The sequence below is a fragment of the Pseudomonas sp. NPDC089743 genome (genome assembly GCF_044748785.1).
In the GTDB taxonomy this organism is placed as follows: domain Bacteria; phylum Pseudomonadota; class Gammaproteobacteria; order Pseudomonadales; family Pseudomonadaceae; genus Aquipseudomonas; species Aquipseudomonas putida_X.
Genome location: NZ_JBIVGS010000021.1, coordinates 31,528 through 49,244, shown reverse-complemented (window position 1 = coordinate 49,244; position 17,717 = coordinate 31,528). Strand labels below are relative to the sequence as shown.

General features: G+C 63.1%; 14 protein-coding genes and 1 pseudogene. 10 read left to right on the top strand and 5 right to left on the bottom strand.

Annotation, left to right across the window (positions count from 1 at the left end):
• Window positions 1-3 precede the first annotated feature (3 nt).
• A complete protein-coding gene (gene dapA / locus ACIPZC_RS24185; protein ID WP_400629979.1) occupies window positions 4-882 on the bottom strand; it encodes a 4-hydroxy-tetrahydrodipicolinate synthase in 879 nt (292 codons plus the stop codon).
• Window positions 883-1,142: 260 nt separating this feature from the next.
• Between dapA and ACIPZC_RS24180 the strand changes: the two genes are divergently transcribed.
• Window positions 1,143-1,703 (top strand): glycine cleavage system protein R, encoded by a 561-nt coding sequence (locus tag ACIPZC_RS24180; RefSeq protein WP_008097509.1) that lies wholly within the window; start codon window positions 1,143-1,145, stop codon window positions 1,701-1,703.
• Between the two features lie 11 nt (window positions 1,704-1,714).
• Window positions 1,715-2,188, top strand: a complete 474-nt coding sequence (locus tag ACIPZC_RS24175; RefSeq protein WP_400629977.1) for a peroxiredoxin — start codon at window positions 1,715-1,717, stop codon at window positions 2,186-2,188.
• Window positions 2,189-2,289: 101 nt separating this feature from the next.
• Here ACIPZC_RS24175 and ACIPZC_RS24170 read toward each other — a convergent pair whose 3' ends face one another.
• Window positions 2,290-3,360 (bottom strand): AI-2E family transporter, encoded by a 1,071-nt coding sequence (locus ACIPZC_RS24170; protein WP_241805988.1) that lies wholly within the window; start codon window positions 3,358-3,360, stop codon window positions 2,290-2,292.
• Window positions 3,361-3,378: 18 nt separating this feature from the next.
• The gene (locus ACIPZC_RS24165; protein ID WP_241805987.1) at window positions 3,379-3,618 is read right to left on the bottom strand and encodes a sulfurtransferase TusA family protein; all 240 of its coding nucleotides are present in this window, start codon (window positions 3,616-3,618) and stop codon (window positions 3,379-3,381) included.
• A gap of 120 nt (window positions 3,619-3,738) precedes the next feature.
• On the opposite strand from ACIPZC_RS24165, the gene ACIPZC_RS24160 reads away from it, so the two are divergent.
• Entirely contained in the window at window positions 3,739-5,175 is a 1,437-nt protein-coding gene (locus tag ACIPZC_RS24160) for a M48 family metalloprotease (RefSeq protein ID WP_241805986.1), read from the top strand.
• 136 nt (window positions 5,176-5,311) lie between these two features.
• Here the strand turns inward: ACIPZC_RS24160 and nadA are convergent, their stop codons facing one another.
• The gene (gene nadA / locus ACIPZC_RS24155) at window positions 5,312-6,370 is read right to left on the bottom strand and encodes a quinolinate synthase NadA (protein WP_267818079.1); all 1,059 of its coding nucleotides are present in this window, start codon (window positions 6,368-6,370) and stop codon (window positions 5,312-5,314) included.
• A gap of 339 nt (window positions 6,371-6,709) precedes the next feature.
• Window positions 6,710-8,218, bottom strand: coding sequence for a YdgA family protein (locus ACIPZC_RS24150; protein WP_400629973.1), 1,509 nt, complete (start codon window positions 8,216-8,218; stop codon window positions 6,710-6,712).
• A gap of 547 nt (window positions 8,219-8,765) precedes the next feature.
• On the opposite strand from ACIPZC_RS24150, the gene ACIPZC_RS24145 reads away from it, so the two are divergent.
• From ACIPZC_RS24145 to ACIPZC_RS24115, 7 genes and pseudogenes are all read left to right on the top strand, one after another.
• Window positions 8,766-10,118 carry an APC family permease gene (locus ACIPZC_RS24145; protein ID WP_400629971.1) on the top strand — a complete coding sequence of 451 codons (1,353 nt, stop codon included), beginning with the start codon at window positions 8,766-8,768 and terminating at the stop codon, window positions 10,116-10,118.
• Window positions 10,119-10,184: 66 nt separating this feature from the next.
• Window positions 10,185-11,393 (top strand): annotated as a pseudogene (locus tag ACIPZC_RS24140) (HAMP domain-containing protein); the annotation flags it as partial.
• A 102-nt stretch (window positions 11,394-11,495) separates the two neighbouring features.
• The gene (locus ACIPZC_RS24135) at window positions 11,496-12,248 is read left to right on the top strand and encodes a methyl-accepting chemotaxis protein (RefSeq protein WP_400630046.1); all 753 of its coding nucleotides are present in this window, start codon (window positions 11,496-11,498) and stop codon (window positions 12,246-12,248) included.
• 76 nt (window positions 12,249-12,324) lie between these two features.
• The gene (locus ACIPZC_RS24130) at window positions 12,325-13,284 is read left to right on the top strand and encodes a cation transporter (protein ID WP_349974709.1); all 960 of its coding nucleotides are present in this window, start codon (window positions 12,325-12,327) and stop codon (window positions 13,282-13,284) included.
• Between the two features lie 206 nt (window positions 13,285-13,490).
• Window positions 13,491-14,831, top strand: coding sequence for a cytochrome C (locus ACIPZC_RS24125; protein ID WP_400629969.1), 1,341 nt, complete (start codon window positions 13,491-13,493; stop codon window positions 14,829-14,831).
• A gap of 4 nt (window positions 14,832-14,835) precedes the next feature.
• Window positions 14,836-15,327, top strand: a complete 492-nt coding sequence (locus ACIPZC_RS24120; RefSeq protein ID WP_400629967.1) for a sorbitol dehydrogenase — start codon at window positions 14,836-14,838, stop codon at window positions 15,325-15,327.
• Window positions 15,324-17,582: a GMC oxidoreductase gene (locus ACIPZC_RS24115; RefSeq protein ID WP_400629965.1), complete on the top strand. Its 2,259-nt coding sequence runs from the start codon at window positions 15,324-15,326 to the stop codon at window positions 17,580-17,582. Before ACIPZC_RS24120 ends, ACIPZC_RS24115 begins: the two co-directional genes overlap by 4 nt.
• The last annotated feature ends 135 nt before the right edge of the window (window positions 17,583-17,717 follow it).

Below are 17,717 nucleotides of genomic sequence, written 5' to 3'. Positions count from 1 at the left end.
CGATTAAACCAGTACGCCGGACTGGCGCAAGGCAGTACGGACTTTTTCGTGACAACCTTCGCTCAGCCAGGTCAGTGGCAGGCGAATGCCTTTTTGCATCAGGCCCATTTCGACGAGCGCGTATTTCACCGGAATCGGGTTGGCTTCGCAGAACAGGTCTTTGTGCAGCGGCATGAGTTTTTCGTTGATCGCGCGGGCCTTCTCGGCATCGCCCGCAAGGGCGGCCTCGCACAGGTCGGCCATCTCGCGCGGGGCGACGTTGGCAGTGACCGAAATGTTGCCTTTGCCACCCAGCAGGATCAGCTCGACGGCAGTCGGGTCGTCGCCGGACATGACGATGAAGTCCTCGCTGACGCCATCGAGGATGGCCTTGGCACGGGCCAGGTCGCCCGTGGCTTCCTTGATGCCGATGATGTTGGGCACGGTCGACAGACGGATCACGGTCTCGGCCTGCATGTCGCAGGAGGTGCGGCCGGGTACGTTGTAGAGGATCTGCGGAATGTCGACGGCTTCGGCGATGTGCTTGAAGTGCAGGTACAGGCCTTCCTGGGTCGGCTTGTTGTAGTACGGCACCACCAGCAGGCAGGCGTCGGCGCCGGCATCCTTGGCGTTCTGGGTCAGGTGCACGGCTTCGGACGTGGAGTTGGCACCGGTGCCGGCGATGACCGGAATGCGGCCAGCGACCCGCTTGACCACGAATTCGATGACCTCGATGTGTTCTTCGACGCTCAGGGTGGCCGACTCGCCGGTGGTGCCGACGGCGACGATCGCGTGAGTGCCGTTTTCCAGGTGGAAGTCTACAAGTTTGCCGAGGCTGCCCCAATCAAGACGCCCTTGTGCATCCATGGGTGTGACCAATGCCACCATACTGCCCGCAATCATGTAAACGCTCCTGCCGGAAAAAGAGAGCGGTAATGGTACTGGGGGCATCGGCCTTGCACAAGCGAAGCAGGCGGGTGGAGCATTCCCCTCGGCGCCTTATTTCGCTACCCTTGACCCTTTGATCGGTGCAGCGCGGCCCGCCGGGCCGTCGACCTTGCTCCCCGGCCAGCGTCCACGTCCTCGCATGCGAGCCCCGGGCCCTGCCGACAGGAGGCTTTCGCCCGTCCTGTGCCGACCGCTCATCGCTTTAGGAATGCTGCATGTCCACCCCCACCGTCCGCGAACAATTCCTTGTCATCAGTGCCCTGGGCCCCAACCCCATGGAGCTGGCCAACGTCCTCAGCCGCGCTGCCTTCGAGAACCGCTGCGCGGTCGTCACCTCGCGCCTGAGCCGCCATGGCGAGACCAGCGCCCTGGTATTGCAGGTCGGTGGCAGCTGGGATGCCCTGGCACGCCTTGAGTCCACCCTCCCCGGCCTGGGCAAGAAGCACGGCCTGACCCTCGACGTGGTGCGCAGCGCCGACCAGGAAGTGCGCCCGCAGGCGCTGCCGTATGTGGCCTATGTCAGTGCGGCCTACCGCCCGGACATCATCAACGAGCTGTGCCAGTTCTTCCTCGACCACCGTGTCGAGCTCGAAGCCATGACCTGCGACACCTACCTGGCACCGCAGACCGGCAGCAGCATGCTCAACGCTCAGTTCACCGTGATCCTGCCGGCCGGCACCCAGATCAGCTGGCTGCGCGACCAGTTCCTCGACTTTGCCGACGCCCTCAACCTGGACGCGCTGATCGAGCCTTGGCGCCCACAGAACCCCGTTTAAGGAATGCATCCATGGCAGTAGCACTCGACCAACCCGTCGCCGACTTCCAGGCCCTGGCCACCGGTGGCCAGTCCGTCAGCCTGGCCGAGCTCAAGGGCCGTCAGGTAGTCGTGTATTTCTATCCAAAGGACAGCACCCCAGGCTGCACCACCGAAGGCCAGGGCTTCCGCGACCAGCACGCAGCGTTCGAGGCGGCCAACACCGTGGTGTTCGGTGTCTCGCGCGACGGCATCAAGTCGCATGAGAACTTCAAGGCCAAGCAGGGCTTCCCGTTCGAGCTGATCAGTGACAAGGACGAGGCCCTGTGCCAGCTGTTCGACGTGATCAAGCTGAAGAAGCTGTATGGCAAGGAATACATGGGCGTGGACCGCAGCACCTTCCTGATCGACAAGGATGGCGTACTGCGCCAGGAGTGGCGTGGCGTGAAGGTACCAGGCCATGTGGATGCCGTCCTGGCAGCGGCCCAAGCGCTGAACCAGCGCTGAGCTTCAAGCTGCAAGCTGCAAGCTTCAAGCAAAAGCGGATCGCATGGACACCGCTATCTGCTTTTACTTGCAGCTTGCAGCTCGAAGCTTGCCGCTTAACCTCAAAGCATGGGCGCCACGGCAGGTTCGTGCCGCGGCCAGGCATCGAGCACGGCCTTGATCAGCGTAGCCAGCGGGATGGCGAAGAAGATCCCCCAGAAGCCCCATAGCCCGCCAAACAGCAATACCGCGCAGATGATCGCCACCGGGTGCAGGCTCACTGCCTCTGAGAACAACAGCGGTACCAGCACGTTGCCATCGAGCGCCTGGATGATGGCGTACACCGTCATCAGATAGATGAACTGATCCCCCCAACCCCACTGGAACAACGCGATCAGCGTCACCGGCACGGTCACCACCACCGCCCCTACATAAGGCACCACCACCGATAGCCCTACCAGCAGCGCCAGCAACGCGGCGTAATTGAGGCCCAGGCTGATGAACGCGATGTAGGTGGCAATACCGCAGATCAGAATCTCGATGCCCTTACCGCGGATGTAGTTGGCGATCTGCCGGTTCATCTCATTGCCAACCCGGTTCAGCAAGGTCCGCTGGCGCGGCAGGTAGCCACTGACCCAACGGCCGATCTGCTCCCGGTCCTTGAGAAAGAAGAACACCAGAATCGGCACCAGCACCAGATAGATCATGGCACTGACCAGCAGCGGCAGGCTCGACAGCGAAAAAGACAGCGCCCATTGGCCGAACTTGCCGATCTCGCCACGCACCGATTCGATGGCATGCAGCACCTGCTCGTCAGACACCAGGTGCGGGTAGCGCTCAGGCAGGAGCAGAAGCAGCGACTGCCACTTGCCGAGCATGCCCGGTAACTCGTTGAACAACGTGATCAACTGATGCCACAGCAACGGCACCAGCACCAGCAGGAACACCGCCAGCGCGCTCATGAACAGAGCGAACACCACCATCACCGCCAGCCGCGTCGGCACCCGAAGGCGCTCCAGGGCATTGACCAGCCCCTGCATCAGAAAAGCCAGCACCATGCCCGCCAGCACCGGCGCAAGCATGCCGCCCAGGGTCAGGACCGCGGTAAAGGCCAGAAACAGCAGGACCGCCAGCACCACAGCCTCCTCATCGGAGAAGTAGCGCTCTATCCAGTCGCGAAGCACTTTGAACATTGACGATCCTTGGTTGGGTCAGGCCTTGCGCAGCCAGTAGGTATAGGTGCCGGCCTCGGCCACTTCATGCAGCAGCGTATGACCGGCCAGCTGGGCAAAAGTGCGGAAGTCGCGCTGGGAGCCTGCGTCGGTCGCAATGACCTTCAGCACCGCGCCACTGGCCAGTCGGTTGAGCTCCATCTTCGCCTTGAGCAGAGGCAGGGGGCAGTTCAGCCCGCTGGCGTCGAGTTCGGCGTCGCAGGTCAGGGTGCTGGTCATCAGGGGGTCTCCAAACGTGGAACAGACGTCTTTGGTAACAGGCTGGCTAGCATACCGCCACTGGTCGCCAACGTGTGAGCCGGCTACAGTAGGGGCTTTGACCCGACGCGAGCTTCGTGCATGAATCTACTGCGCCCTACCCTGTTGACGCTGGCCTGCCTGATGGCCGTTCCCGGCCATGCTAGCGACCTGCCTTCACTGGGCGACGCCAGTTCCGCGATCGTCTCGCCGCAGCAGGAGCACCAGCTCGGGCGTGCCTGGCTCAGCCTGCTGCGTGGCCAGGTCAACCAGCTGAACGACCCCCAGCTCAAGGACTACGTCGAAACCACCGTGTACCGCCTGGCCGAAACCAGCCAGCTGCAGGACCGGCGCCTGGAATTCATCCTCATCGACAGCCGCGAGCTGAACGCCTTCGCCGCTCCGGGTGGTATCGTCGGGGTCAACGGCGGCCTGTTCCTCAACGCCCAGACCGAGGGCGAATACGCCTCGGTACTGGCTCACGAACTGGCGCACTTGTCGCAGCGCCACTTCGCCCGTGGCGTGGAAGCCCAACAACGCATGCAGCTGCCGATGATGGCGGCGTTGCTGGCCGGTATCGTCCTGGCGGCTGGGGGCGCCGGTGATGCTGGCATCGGCATGATTGCCGGCACTCAGGCAGCGGCGATCCAGGAGCAGCGGCGCTTTTCGCGGCAGAACGAGCAGGAAGCCGACCGGGTCGGTATCCAGAACCTGGAAAAGGCCGGTTACGACCCGCGCAACATGCCAACCATGTTCGAGCGCCTGGCGCGCCAGTACCGCTACGACGCCAAACCACCGGAATTCCTCCTGACTCACCCAGTCACCGAATCGCGTATCGCCGACACCCGCAACCGTGCCGAACAGGCCCCCAAGGGCGGCGTCGAGGACAGCCAGCGTTATCAGCTGATCCGCGCCCGCGTGGCCCTCATCTATGAAGGCACACCGGGCCTGGCAGCCAAACGCTTCCGCGCGCAGCTGGATGAAGATCCGAAGCTGGACGCTGCCCGCTATGGCCTGGCCCTGGCGCAGATCAAAGGCGGCCAGCTCAACGAAGCGCGTGAGAACCTGAAGCCACTGCTGGCCAAGGCGCCCAATGACATCACCTATAACCTGGCGCAGATCGACCTGGACATCACCAACAACCGCCTGGCCGATGCGCAGCAGCGGGCGGAGCGCATGCAAGGTCTGTATCCGGGCAACTACCCGCTCAAGCAAGTGCGTGCCGACCTGCTGATCAAGCAGAACAAGCCCGCCGAGGCCGAAAAGGTGCTGAACGACCTGATCAAGAACCGCCCGGATGACCCGGATGTCTGGTACGAAATGGCCGAAGTGCGTGGCTTGGCGGGCAATACCATTGGCTTGCACCGGGCGCGGGCAGAGTACTTTACCCTGGTGGGGGACTTCGACCAGGCGATCCAGCAGCTGGATTACGCCAAGCGTCGTGCCGGCAGCAACTTCCCACTGGCGTCACAGATCGACCAGCGTCAGCGCGAGATCATGGAGCAGCAGCGCATGGTGCAGGAGATGATGGGGCGGTAAGGGGCTGCTTTCGCAGCCCAATCGCCGGCAAGCCGGCTCCCACAGGGATCGCGCCAGCTTTTAGAAGTTGAGCAAGACGGTGGCTCCCCCAGGGTACAGCGGCGCTGCGGATATCAAGGGCGCCGGCGATTGAACCTCAGGCGTTACCCGACAGCTTCAGCCGAGCAGCCTGGGTAAAGTCCAGCATGCGGTTCAAGGGTTTGATCGCTTTCGGCACCAGCGCCGGGTCGACGAAGATTTCATTAGTCCCCTTGCGCAAGCACTCCAGCACCCGCTCCAGGGTATTCATGGCCATCCACGGGCAGTGCGCGCAGCTGCGGCAGGCCGCGCCGTTACCGGCGGTGGGGGCCTCGACGAATTCCTTGTCCGGGCACAGCTGCTGCATCTTGTAGAAGATGCCGCGGTCGGTGGCGACGATGAAGGTTTTGTTGGGCAGTGTCTGCGCCGCCTTGATCAGCTGGCTGGTGGAACCTACCGCATCGGCCAGCTCGATCACTGCCTCTGGCGACTCCGGGTGCACCAGGATCGCCGCATCGGGGTACAGCGCTTTCATGTCTGCCAGCTGGCGCGACTTGAACTCTTCGTGGACGATGCAGGCACCGTCCCACAGCAGCATGTCGGCACCGGTCTGCTTCTGGATGTAACGGCCCAGGTGCTGGTCCGGGCCCCAGATGATGGTCTCGCCGTTGTCCATCAGGCTTTCGACGATTTCCAGCGCGCAGCTCGAGGTCACGACCCAGTCGGCCCGCGCTTTGACGGCGGCAGAGGTGTTGGCATACACCACCACGGTGCGCTCGGGGTGCTGGTCGCAGAAGGCCGAGAACTCTTCGACAGGGCAACCCAGGTCGAGCGAGCAAGTGGCTTCCAGGGTCGGCATCAGCACGCGCTTTTCCGGGGTGAGGATCTTCGCGGTCTCGCCCATGAAGCGCACACCGGCGACGACCACCGTCTGGGCGGGGTGGTTCTTGCCGAAACGGGCCATTTCCAGCGAGTCGGACACGCAACCGCCGGTCTCTTCGGCGAGCGCCTGGATCACCGGGTCACAGTAGTAATGGGCAACCAGCACGGCATTTTGCGCCTTGAGCTCGGCAGCAATGGCCGCACGGTATTCGGCCTCCTGCTCGGCTGTCAGCGGGTTGGGCTGCTTGGCGTCGAGGTGGGCCTGAACCAACAGGCGTTCGGATATCTGGGTCATGATCGCTGGACCTGCAGGCGCGCATGCGCGTCAAATCGAGTGTATCACCCGGCCCTGACAGATCGGCTAAGGGCGCCGGACGGCAGGCAAGCCGCCACGGCCCTCTGCGGGCGCGGATTATTATCGGACGCCGAAGGCTACAGACAATCTGGGGATTTCTAAAGCGGTTTTTGTGTGGCCTGTACCGGCCTCATCGCCGGCAAGCCGGCTCCCACCGGCTAGTGCACGCCCCGGGCATGCGCACACCAGTGGGGCCCGCTGAACGACTACAGGCTCAAGGCCCGTGCGCACCAGTGGGAGCCGGCTTGCCGGCGATGAGGCCGGTACAGGCTCAAGCAATCAGCCCTGCGGCTGCATCGCCGCAAAGTGCGCCGCGAGGATCATGGCGAATTCTTCAACGGTCATCTTCTTGCCATTGAAGTCGACCATGCCATCGACGTAATGCAGGCTAGCCACCACGTCATTGCCCTGCACGGTGGCCATGCCGCTCTGCAGCGCCATCAGGCCGACCATCTCACCCGCCTGGCTGGATTGCATGGCAATCGCCTGGGCATCGGTCTGCCCTTGCAGCAACGCCTGCAAGGTCGCCAGGTCACCGATCATCGGTTTGGACAGCGACAGCTTGCTCTTCACCTGAGTGATCAACTGCTTGCTCAACTGGTCAGGCGGCAGGTCGAAAGAGGTGGGGCTGGCGAAGTCCATCGCCAGGTTGAACCGGCTCTCACCGTTGGCCGTCTTGAACGAAAGGTTCTCCACCGCCACCTGCGGCTTGGATGCCAACAGCTGCTTCAAGTCGCCCTGAAAAGCCGCCTTCTCCTGTTCACCCATCTGGATCTGCGGGATAGGCTGGCCTGCAGCGGCAGCCTGCTCGAACTCCGGCAGATGGGCCTGATACCACTGCGACAGCGACTGGAAGGCCGGAGCGTTGAGCGACTTGATGCTGACCGCCATCTGCCCGCTGCCAACTGCGCGGCCATCCCAATTGATGTCCGCGACCTTGTAATCCACACGACCACCGACGGTGTCGGGGCCATCGAGGCTCTGCACGGCGTGCTGCTCCAGACCTTTGAGCAGCAGGACCTGCTGCTTGGGCCCCAGCGTCACCTTGGCTTCGGCCAGCAACACATCGACGTTACCGACATAGATCGCATCATGCTGGGTGGCGGCCAGTTCACCGCCGATTTTCAGCCCCTTGAGCTCGAACGTGGCCGGTGGGTGATCCACCCCAACCCTCTTCATTTCGAAACGATCGGCAGCGCCATGGAATTTCGACACTTTACCTTCACTGTCGCCACTGACCTGCAACTGCATACCTGAAAAATCGAGGCTAGTGCCGTTGTCTTCGGCCAGCTTGACCGGCGCCAGGAGGATGCGGCCATCGACACTGCCGTCAAAGCCCAGGCTGGTTCGCGAGCTGACCGGGGCCTTGTCGCCGGCGGCGGCGAACCAAGGCGCGGTGAAGTCGTCTTTGTCCAGCGAACTGTTGCTGGCTGCCAGCACTGGTATCAGTTTGAAGGCCTTGACCCGCGACCAAGGGAAAGGGCCGTGCTCGATATGGTCGGTGACACCCACCTCGAAACTGACCGGTTCACCGTCAGACAGGCGAATGTCGCGGACCTTGAGGCGGTAGTGCGCGGTACTGGTGAAAAGGTGCTGCTCAAGCGAGGCCACTTCGATGGTCATGCTGCCGCCAACCCCGACAAGGGCCTTCTTCAACTGAGCATTACTCTGGTTGACGGTGCGCTCCAGCTGCGCAGGCAGCTGCTTGCCGGTGTACCAGGCGCCGGCGGTGGTTACGACGGCAATGGCGATGGCCAGGCCGGAAAGGATGCCTACTGATTTCTTCATGAATAGAACCGATTGATGTCCATATGGGCGTGTTCACAGCCAGGAGCTGCGCGGGAGCAGAATAGTATCACTCCTACTCCTGGCCCGAGGGTCCCACGCGGACGCAATGGGCAATCGCGACCTGCCTGACGCACGCTTGGGAATCTTCCTATTCGTTAAATTTTACGAACATCTGCATCGATCATAACCGCAAAAAAGCGCGCAAAAACCGAACATTTAGGCCAATAAATCGATAATTATTTCAATATAGCAACATCTTGTCATGTTTAACTTGACACCAACCTACCCATCGTTTTTTATTTTCACCACCTTGCCCAGCGCCACTCCACGAAGAAGAACAGACGCGCCGTCATGATGCCTCACCGCCCCTGCCCGCACGCTCCACCTTCCTAGACCAGGCACTGCCAGCTCGACCCCGGCGCATCGCCTGCGTCTACCTCTGCTCCAACAATAAAGGTGAACAACATGGAGCCCACCCGCTCGCCATTGCCGCATGCGCACTACAACTCGCCCGCCGTTCACGCCCAGCCGAAGGAGCCATGCCAGTATGCAGCCTGACCACAGCGCCAACGGCAACGGCCAACTCCGTAAAACCTTGCGCCTCTGGCACGTGATCATCATCGGCCTGGCTTACCTGACGCCGATGACCGTGTTCGACACTTTCGGCATCGTCTCAGGGATTACCGCAGGGCATGTGCCCAGTGCCTACATCCTGGCGCTGGCCGGCATTCTGTTCACCGCCGTGAGCTATGGCACCCTGGTGCGCCGCTTCCCGCAATCGGGGTCGGCCTACACCTACACACAGCGCGCCATCAACCCTCATGTGGGCTTTCTGGTCGGCTGGTCGTCGCTGCTCGACTACCTGCTGCTGCCGATGGTCAATGCCTTGTTGGCCAAGCTCTACCTGTCGGCCATGTTCCCCGAAGTGCCGGAGTGGATCTGGGTAGCGGGCTTCGTCACCCTGATCAGCCTGATCAACATGCGCAGCGTCAACCTGGTGGCACACTTCAACCTGCTGTTCGTGGCCGTGCAAGTCGCGATCATCGCCGTATTCATCTACCTGTGCGTGCGTGGCCTGGACCAGGGTGAAGGGCTGGGGACCGCGTGGAGCCTGCTGCCGTTCGCCGACAGCCAGACCCAGTTCAGCGCCCTGGCGGCCGGTGCGACCATCCTGTGCTTCTCGTTCCTGGGCTTCGACGCCGTGACATGCCTGTCCGAGGAAACCCGCGACCCGGCCAAGACCATCCCACGGGCGATCTTCCTGACTGCTATGATCGGCGGCCTGGTGTTCATCACCGTGTCGTACTTCATCCAGGCCTACTTCCCGACCATGGCACGCTTCCATGACCAGGAAGCTGCGCTGCCAGAAATCGCCCTCTACGTGGGTGGCAAGCTGTTCCAGTCGATCTTCATCGCCTGCACGGTGATCAACACCATCGCCTCGGGCCTGGCTTCGCAGACCAGCGTCTCGCGCCTGTTGTACGTGATGGGGCGTGACAAGGTGATCCCGGCCGGCATCTTCGCTCGCCTGCACCCGCGCTACAAAACACCGGTGCTGAACATAGCCGTGGTCGGCCTGATATCGCTGTCGGCGATCTTCTTCGACCTGGTTACCGCCACCTCGATCATCAACTTCGGGGCGCTGGTGGCGTTCAGCTTCGTCAATCTATCGGTGATCAACCACTGCTATCTGCGTGAAGGCAATCGCCGGGGGCTGGCGAACAAGCTCAGGTACCTGGTACTGCCGACCATCGGTTTCTGCATCATCGTGTCGCTGTGGCTGGACCTCAACGAACACTCGTTGATGTTCGGCGGGGTATGGGCGCTTCTTGGCCTGGTGTATCTGGCCTGGCTGACCAAGGCCTTCACTGCCGCCCCGCCGAACTACGTTGCCGAATGACACTTGCCATCTCCACCGCCCGCGCCTGAACGCGGGCGTTGTCCTTGCTCGAAAAGGAACGTTCTCATGCCGCTGCGTCGCCTTTCCATCCAGTGGAAGATCACCTTGCTTGCCGGCCTGTGCCTGCTGGCCATCGTCGCACTGCTGGTGGCCACCTCGCTGACCCAGGCGCAGCGCAGTGCAGCCCTGGTCAGCCAAGCCAACAGTGAAATGCTCGACCACAGCGCACGCCTGCGCCTGCAAGCGCAAGGCGAGACCCAGACCCTGCGCATTCAGCGCTACTTCATGGACGCCTACCAGTATGCCAACGGCTTTGCCCGCCTGGTGCAGGTGCTCAAAGCCCACGGCGCTAGCGACCTGCGCGCCGAATTGACCCGCCAGGCGCGCACCGCGCTGGCTGGCAACCCGGACGTGATCGGGCTTTATGTGGTGTTCCAGCCCAACGGGCTGGACCACCAGGACAGCCAGTTCGTCGCCCAAGACGCGGTGGGCAGCAACGACAGCGGGCGATTTTCGCTGTACTGGTCGCAACCGAGCCCCGGCACCCTTGAGCAGGAGGCGATGCCTGAAGCGATGCTGGCCGACAGCACGATCGGCGCCAACGGCGTAGCACAGAACCGCTGGCTGACCTGCCCGCAGGATACGGCCAAAGCCTGTGTCGTCGAGCCCTACCTCGATGAGGTCAATGGCCGCCAGGTATTGATGACGAGTATCGCCCTACCCCTGCTGGAAGGCGGCAAGGTAGTGGGCGTGGTGGGCCTGGACATCGGCCTGGACAACCTGCAGCAGCTGAGCCTGGCGGGCCGCCAAGAGTTGTTCGATGGCCAGGGCCAGGTGAGCATCGTCAGCGATACCGGCTTGCTGGCTGGCCACAGCCGCGACGCCGGCAAGCTGGGCAAACCGCTGGACAACGACGTGGCGCAGGGAGTACTTCGCGTCGGTCGCCCGTTCGCGCCAATCCCAGGCGCTGCCCCCTGGCAGGTGCTGCTGGAATTGCCCGAAGCCGTGTTGCAAGCCCCCGCCTTCGCTCTCAACCAGAGGCTGAGCGAACACAACCAAAGCGCCAATCTGACCAGCCTGTTGATCGGCCTGGGCGCCGCGATCGTCGGCTTGCTGCTGGTCTGGCTGACCGCACGCGGTGTGACCCGGCCGATCCTGGCCGTAGCGGCACGCCTGGAGGATATCGCCAGCGGTGAGGGCGACCTGACTCGGCGCCTGGACTACGCGCGCCAGGACGAACTGGGCCTGCTGAGCGGCTGGTTCAACCGTTTCCTCGACAAACTGCAACCAGTGATTGCCCAAGTCAAAGGCTCGCTGCTCGAAGCCCGCGGCACCGCCGACCAGTCTGCTGCCATCGCCAGCCAGACCAGCAGTGGCATGCAGCAGCAACGCGAGATCGAGCAAGTGGCAACCGCCGCCAACGAGATGAGCGCAACGGCCCAGGATGTCGCCCACAACGCAGCGCAAGCAGCCCAGGCCGCACGTGGCGCCGACCAGGCAAGCCGCGAAGGCTTGGAACTGATCGCCAGCACCCGCCAGACGATTGACAACCTGGCAAGCGGGATGGATGCCGCCATGGGCGAGGCACGCGCACTGGAGCAGCGCAGCGAGCAGATCGGTTCGGTACTGGAGGTGATCCGCGCCATTGCCGAGCAGACCAACCTATTGGCCCTCAACGCCGCCATCGAAGCGGCCCGCGCTGGCGAGGCCGGGCGGGGTTTTGCCGTGGTGGCCGACGAGGTGCGTAGCCTGGCGCAGCGCACCCAGGTATCGGTAGAGGAAATCCGCCAGGTCATCGAGGGCCTGCAGCAAGGCACTCAGGATGTGGTCGGCGCCATGCACGATGGCCAGAAACAGGCGCAGGCCAGCGCCTTGCAAATGGAACAGGCACTGCCGACGCTGCAGCGCATAGGTGAAGCCGTGGCGGTGATCAGCGACATGAACCTGCAGATCGCTTCAGCCGCCGAAGAACAAAGCGCGGTGGCCGAGGAAGTTAACCGTAACGTGGCCGGCATCCGCGACGTGACTGAATCGCTCTCGGGCCAGGCGGACGAATCGGCGCGCATCAGCCAAGCGCTGAACCGCTTGGCCAATGAGCAGCAGGCGTTGATGGAGCAGTTTCGCGTCTAGTCTGTACGGGCTCCATCACCGGCTCGCCGGCAATGGAGCCCGCCCAGGCAACCCACCTTTTGAATGAGTTTCACCCATGGAAACACCCAACAGATCCGCCTTCTTCGACATCACCAGCGAACAGGGCCTGCTACGCACCTCGATCGCCGTCACCCTGTTCATCGCCACTATCGGCATCGCCTTCGGTCTGGCTTCCGGCTCATTCTCGATCATTTTCGACGGTGTCTACTCGCTGGCCGACGCCGGCATGAGTGGCCTGTCGCTGGTGGTGGTGAAGCTGATCACTTCCCATGCCACCAGCCGGCACGTGTCACGCAAGCTGCGCGAACGCTTCACCATGGGTTTCTGGCACCTGGAGCCGATGGTGCTGGCGCTCAATGGCGTCCTGCTCAGCGGTGTGGCGCTGTACGCCCTGATCAACGCCGTCAGCAGCCTGCTCGAAGGCGGCCGCCACCTGGAGTTCGGCATCGCCATGGTTTATGCGGCGCTGACCGTGATCGCCTGCGCGACCATCGCTGCGGTCGAAGCCCGAGCCAACCGCCAGTTGAACTCGGATTTCGTGCGTATGGACGTCAAGGGTTGGGTAATGTCGGCCAGCATCACCGCAGCGTTGCTCGTCGCCTTCTGCTTTGGCTTTGCCGTGCAGGGTACGCAGTGGGCGTGGGTATCGCCGTACATCGACCCGGCGGTGCTCGCGCTGGTGTGCCTGGTCATCATTCCCTTGCCCTTGTCGGTGGTGCGCCAGGCCATGGCGGACATCTTCCTGGTTACGCCTGGCGACCTGATGCTGCACGTGGACGAGGTGGCCCGTGCGTTTGTCGCACGCCACGGCCTGGAATCCTATCGGGCGTATGTGGCCAAGGTTGGCCGCTCTCGGGAGATCGAACTGTATTTCATCGTGCCCAAACACCTTCCAGCCAAAAGCATCGAAGCGTGGGATGCGCTGCGCTGTGAAGTCGGCGATGCGCTGGGTGGTGAGGGGCCGGACCGCTGGTTGACGGTCGTGTTTACCGCAGACCCTGAGTGGGCTGAATAAGGCGCGCCAACAGCACGGGGGTGCCGCTTGGCGCTGATCTGCAGGTGCCCTGCTCGGTGATACCCCTACCGCTAGTCGGATATTTCTGAGCGTTCTGAAGCAACGGCTAGCCTCCAGCCTAGCGTCAGGGATAACGCTGAACATTCGGTCCATGAAGGGCCAGTACGCCTCGTCGTCCCGACGCTTTATCTGCTGAGGAGACGATAATGAAAATAACCCTGAAACGGTTGGCGTGCCTGGGAGCGAGCTTCACCAGTGCGCTGGCCATGGCCGATGCGGCCAGCCCGCCGGTGCTTTCACCTGCAATTCCCTTCGACGTCAACGCTACATCCCCCTTCACCCTGGACAACCTGCAACACGCTTTCGACGTGCTGTCGTGGCAGACATTCGTTGCCCTGAACTGGCCCGCCGGCGCCGACGGCAGCGCCAACACCTCGGCGAAGATCGGCGCGCCGGGGCAAACGGTGTGGGAGTCGTGGAAGGAGAGCTACGAGATTTTCCTGCCCCAAGGCCAGAAGCCGGTCGCCTGGAACCAGAAGGCGCCACTGCCCGCCGCCTGCCAAGGCAAGGGTGACCTGCCCGTGCTGCAACAGATGGGAAAGGTCGCCGGTGTGCTCGACGAATTCATCCAGCCATTCAAGACCGGCCCACTGGTGGACCAGAACGGCACCTACACGCGCAACGCGATCATGGTCAACCAGCCGATGTTCGACGACATCGTCAACAATGGCCTATACAGCAAGGAGGGCCAGCAAGCGTTCCTGAGCAAGGCCGATAACCGCATCGCCTTTGCCTGCGGCTCGCAAGAGGCCCAACAGGTCGGCGCGATCATGGTCAAGTCGTCCTGGAAGGTACTCGGCGGCAACGACAACGCCCAGGACTTCCACGCCGTCGACGCCTTGGTCTACACGCCCGGCAACGCCGACCCGAACAAGGGCGCGGTGATACCCGAGTCGTGCAGCGCGCAGAAGGTCGGGCTGGTCGGCCTGCACATCGTGCACAAGACCAAGAGCGCGCCGCAGTGGGTATGGTCGAGCTTCGAACACGTGCGCAACGTGCCGGAAAAGACCACGCCGATGAACGAGCGCAAAGGCCCCTACCTGTTCTACGACGCCCAGGCCAGCGACCGCCCGGTGAACGAGCCGCCAGCGCAGCCGTGGGACCCCTCGAAGAAAGCCACGCCTTCGCAGATTGTGCGCGAGATCCCGCTCACCGCTGCGACCCAGCAGCTCAACGCGCAGTGGCAAGGCGCGCTCAAGGGCACTGTGTGGGCCAACTACCAGTTGATCAGCACCCAGTGGCCGACCGACGCCGCCGAGGACTGCCAAGTACCGTCGCCAACCAATCCGCTGGGCACGCCTGCGCCGAACTTCCTGGCCAACGCCACGCTGGAAACCTACAACCAGGGCACTACGCCGCAAGCTTCATCCAGTTGCATGGAGTGCCACAACAACGCGACCACCCGCGTGACCCAGTCACCGCGCACCAGCTTCGCCGATTTCACCTTCCTGCTTGAACGTGCCCAATCAACTGGCGCCAAGGAGTGATGCCATGAGCGACACTAACCTGCAGAACTTCATCGACCTGTCCGCCATCCTCACCGGCCTGTCAGCAGAGCTGCTGGCGCCTTCGGTGGACCCGATCAACCTGCCGCCGGTGTTCTTCGCCACCGCCCAGCAAGGGATGGGGACCGCAGCGTTCAGCAACCTGCTGGAGCTGTACGTCAGTATCAAGCGCCAAACCCCGGGGCAAATCGCCAGCGCCGTACTCGGCAATGCGGACCCGCAGATCGCCCAAGGCGCCCGTTCGATCATGAAGCTGTGGCTGCTCGGCAGTTGGTACCAGCCGTATGACCAAGGCAGCAAGCGCAAGGGTGACACCCGCGTGGTGTCTGACCAAGCCTACAAGCAAAGCTGGGCGTGGAAGATCGCCCAGTCTCACCCCATGGGCTATAGCCAGTACCACTTCGGCTACTGGGCAGAGCAGCCACCGACCCTCAAACAATTCACCGGTGTCGACGCCAAGGAAGGGCAGCAGCCATGAGCAACGTACACACCCAGAATATCGAAACCGCCGATGTGATCGTGGTGGGCGCCGGCATGGCCGGCAGCGTCATGGCCTACCAGTTGGGCCTGGCCGGCTTGAAAGTGCTGGTGCTCGAGTCGGGCCCGGCAATCCCGCCCAACCGCAGCGAGTATCTGGAGCGTTTCTACACCGCCGTGCTCAAGTCGCCGGAGTCGCCCTACCCGCCGGAGCAGACCGAGCAGACCCCGGCCACCCAGTTCGCCCCGCGCGCGACGATCCAGGACTTGATCACCGCCGGCAGCACCGACCCTGACAAGGTGCAGAAAAGCTACCTGGTACAGAAGGGGCCGCAACTGTTCGCCAGCACCTACGAACGGGTAGGCGGCGGCACCATGTGGCACTGGATGGGCACCGCCCTGCGCCTGTTGCCCAACGACTTTCGCATGCGCACTGCGTACAACGTCGGGGTCGACTGGCCGATCAGCTACGACGACCTGCAGACCGCCTACTGCCGCGCCGAGGAGGAAATGGGCGTGTCCGCGGATGTCGCCTCGCAGGCCTACCTGGGCGTGACCTTCCCGCAGGGGTATGAATACAGCATGCACGGCATCCCGCCGTCGCTGGTCGACCAGGGCCTGGGCAAGAACGTCACGGGCGCGGTGTACCAGAGCCCGGAGAAAGCACCGGACGGCAAGCCGTACCCCGGTGTCACGCTCAACGTCCGGCAGACCCCGGCCGGGCGCAACTCGCAGAGCGACAACGGCCGCCGGGTGTGTGCCGGTAACACCAGCTGCACGCCGATCTGCCCGATCCAGGCCAAGTACGACGCCACCGTAACCATGGCCAAGGCACTGGATACCGGCAATGTGCGCATCCTTTACCAGACCGTGGCGAGCCAGGTGCAGGTCGATGCCAATGGGGTCACGGGGATTGATTTCATCCAGTACCAGAACAATGGCACGCGTCAGAACGGCACGGCCCAGGGCAAACGCTACGTGATCGCCGCCCACGCGATCGAAACGCCGAAGCTGTTACTCAACTCCATCGGCCCCAACAGCCCTAAAGGGGTCGCCAACAGCAGCGGCCAGGTTGGCCAGGCGTTGGCGGATCACCCGGTGTACCTGGCCTGGGGCCTGATGCCCGAAGGCAAGCCGCTGTTCCCGTTCCGCGGGCCGTTGTCCACCTCGGGGATCGAGGATATGCGCGATGGCCCGTTCCGCAGCCAGCGTGCCGCTTGGCGTATCGAGATCGGCAACGAAGGTTGGAACTGGTCGGTGAACGACCCCTACGCCTCGGTCTGCGATTTCATCGACGGCACCAACGACGGCGGCGCTAACCCCAACAACCTGGCGTTGTCTGGCGAGGCGCTGGTGCAACAGCTCAACAGCGTGCTGACCCGCCAGTTCCGTCTGGGCTTCTTGATCGAGCAGGTGGAGGAAGACCCTCACCATGCGCTGTGCCGGGTGGAGCGCAGCACGGAGTTCACCGACGGCCTGGGCCTGCCCCGCCCGCAGATCACTTACGCGCTGTCCGACTACACCAAGGAGGGCTTCAAACAAGCGCGCCTGGCCGCCACCCATATCATCACCAACCTGATGGGCGCCACCGAGCTGACCAACCTGAACCCTGAACTCAAGCCCGGTTCGCAAACGGTGTTCAACTACGACGGCCAGAACTACGCGTTCTTCGGCGCTGGCCACCTGATGGGCACCTACCGCATGGGCGCGGACCGCACCAAATCGGTGGTGGACAAGGACCAGCGCAGCTGGGACCACCCCAACCTGTTTCTGGTCGGCGACGGCGTATTCCCCACCACCGGCACGGCCAACCCGACCTTGACCATCACCGCACTGACGTTCCAGGCGGCCGACGTGGTGGCCAGCGACCTGCTCAAACGCACGGTGCAGGTGCAGGCCAACCAGGGATGGCAGGCCACGGGTATGCAGGTCAATGGGCAAAGCTGGCAGCTGGCGGTGTGTACGGGCGGGCAGTGGACGGCCAACCCGGCCACCGGCATGGTAGGCGCGAAGGGCAACCCGGCGTTGATCGCCAAGCCGGGCTACACCCTGCCGGGGCAGAACGAAGGAGCATTGATCGGGCGCATCGGCAGCAACGGCGTGCCGTTCCTGGTGGGTGATCAGGTGCAATTGCCGCGCGGCCAGCAGGGTGAATTGCAGCTGTGCATCAACGACGACCTGGCTGGGCGGTATGGGGCTGGCCTGAGCGATAACCTGGGCAGCCTGTCGGTGGAGGTGCGTTTCGGGGCGCTCTAGGCAATGTCGTACCAACCCCACACTGCTCGGGCAATGGCGCAGCAGTGTGGGGTTGGTTTCTCAGCCCAGGTGGGCCAGCGGTTCGCAGCAATGTGCGCGCAATTCACGCGCACTTTCGTCCGCTGGGGGTCACTT

Excerpts from the sequence above, each read along its gene's own strand:
- ACIPZC_RS24120 (WP_400629967.1), top strand. The coding sequence starts at position 14,836 with ATGAGCGACACTAACCTGCAGAACTTCATCGACCTGTCCGCCATCCTC.
- ACIPZC_RS24135 (WP_400630046.1), top strand. The coding sequence starts at position 11,496 with ATGCAGCAGCAACGCGAGATCGAGCAAGTGGCAACCGCCGCCAACGAG.
- ACIPZC_RS24145 (WP_400629971.1), top strand. The coding sequence starts at position 8,766 with ATGCAGCCTGACCACAGCGCCAACGGCAACGGCCAACTCCGTAAAACC.
- ACIPZC_RS24160 (WP_241805986.1), top strand. The coding sequence starts at position 3,739 with ATGAATCTACTGCGCCCTACCCTGTTGACGCTGGCCTGCCTGATGGCC.
- ACIPZC_RS24180 (WP_008097509.1), top strand. The coding sequence starts at position 1,143 with ATGTCCACCCCCACCGTCCGCGAACAATTCCTTGTCATCAGTGCCCTG.
- dapA (WP_400629979.1), bottom strand. The coding sequence starts at position 882 with ATGATTGCGGGCAGTATGGTGGCATTGGTCACACCCATGGATGCACAA.
- ACIPZC_RS24165 (WP_241805987.1), bottom strand. The coding sequence starts at position 3,618 with ATGACCAGCACCCTGACCTGCGACGCCGAACTCGACGCCAGCGGGCTG.
- ACIPZC_RS24170 (WP_241805988.1), bottom strand. The coding sequence starts at position 3,360 with ATGTTCAAAGTGCTTCGCGACTGGATAGAGCGCTACTTCTCCGATGAG.
- ACIPZC_RS24125 (WP_400629969.1), top strand. The coding sequence starts at position 13,491 with ATGAAAATAACCCTGAAACGGTTGGCGTGCCTGGGAGCGAGCTTCACC.
- ACIPZC_RS24115 (WP_400629965.1), top strand. The coding sequence starts at position 15,324 with ATGAGCAACGTACACACCCAGAATATCGAAACCGCCGATGTGATCGTG.
- ACIPZC_RS24130 (WP_349974709.1), top strand. The coding sequence starts at position 12,325 with ATGGAAACACCCAACAGATCCGCCTTCTTCGACATCACCAGCGAACAG.
- nadA (WP_267818079.1), bottom strand. The coding sequence starts at position 6,370 with ATGACCCAGATATCCGAACGCCTGTTGGTTCAGGCCCACCTCGACGCC.
- ACIPZC_RS24175 (WP_400629977.1), top strand. The coding sequence starts at position 1,715 with ATGGCAGTAGCACTCGACCAACCCGTCGCCGACTTCCAGGCCCTGGCC.
- ACIPZC_RS24150 (WP_400629973.1), bottom strand. The coding sequence starts at position 8,218 with ATGAAGAAATCAGTAGGCATCCTTTCCGGCCTGGCCATCGCCATTGCC.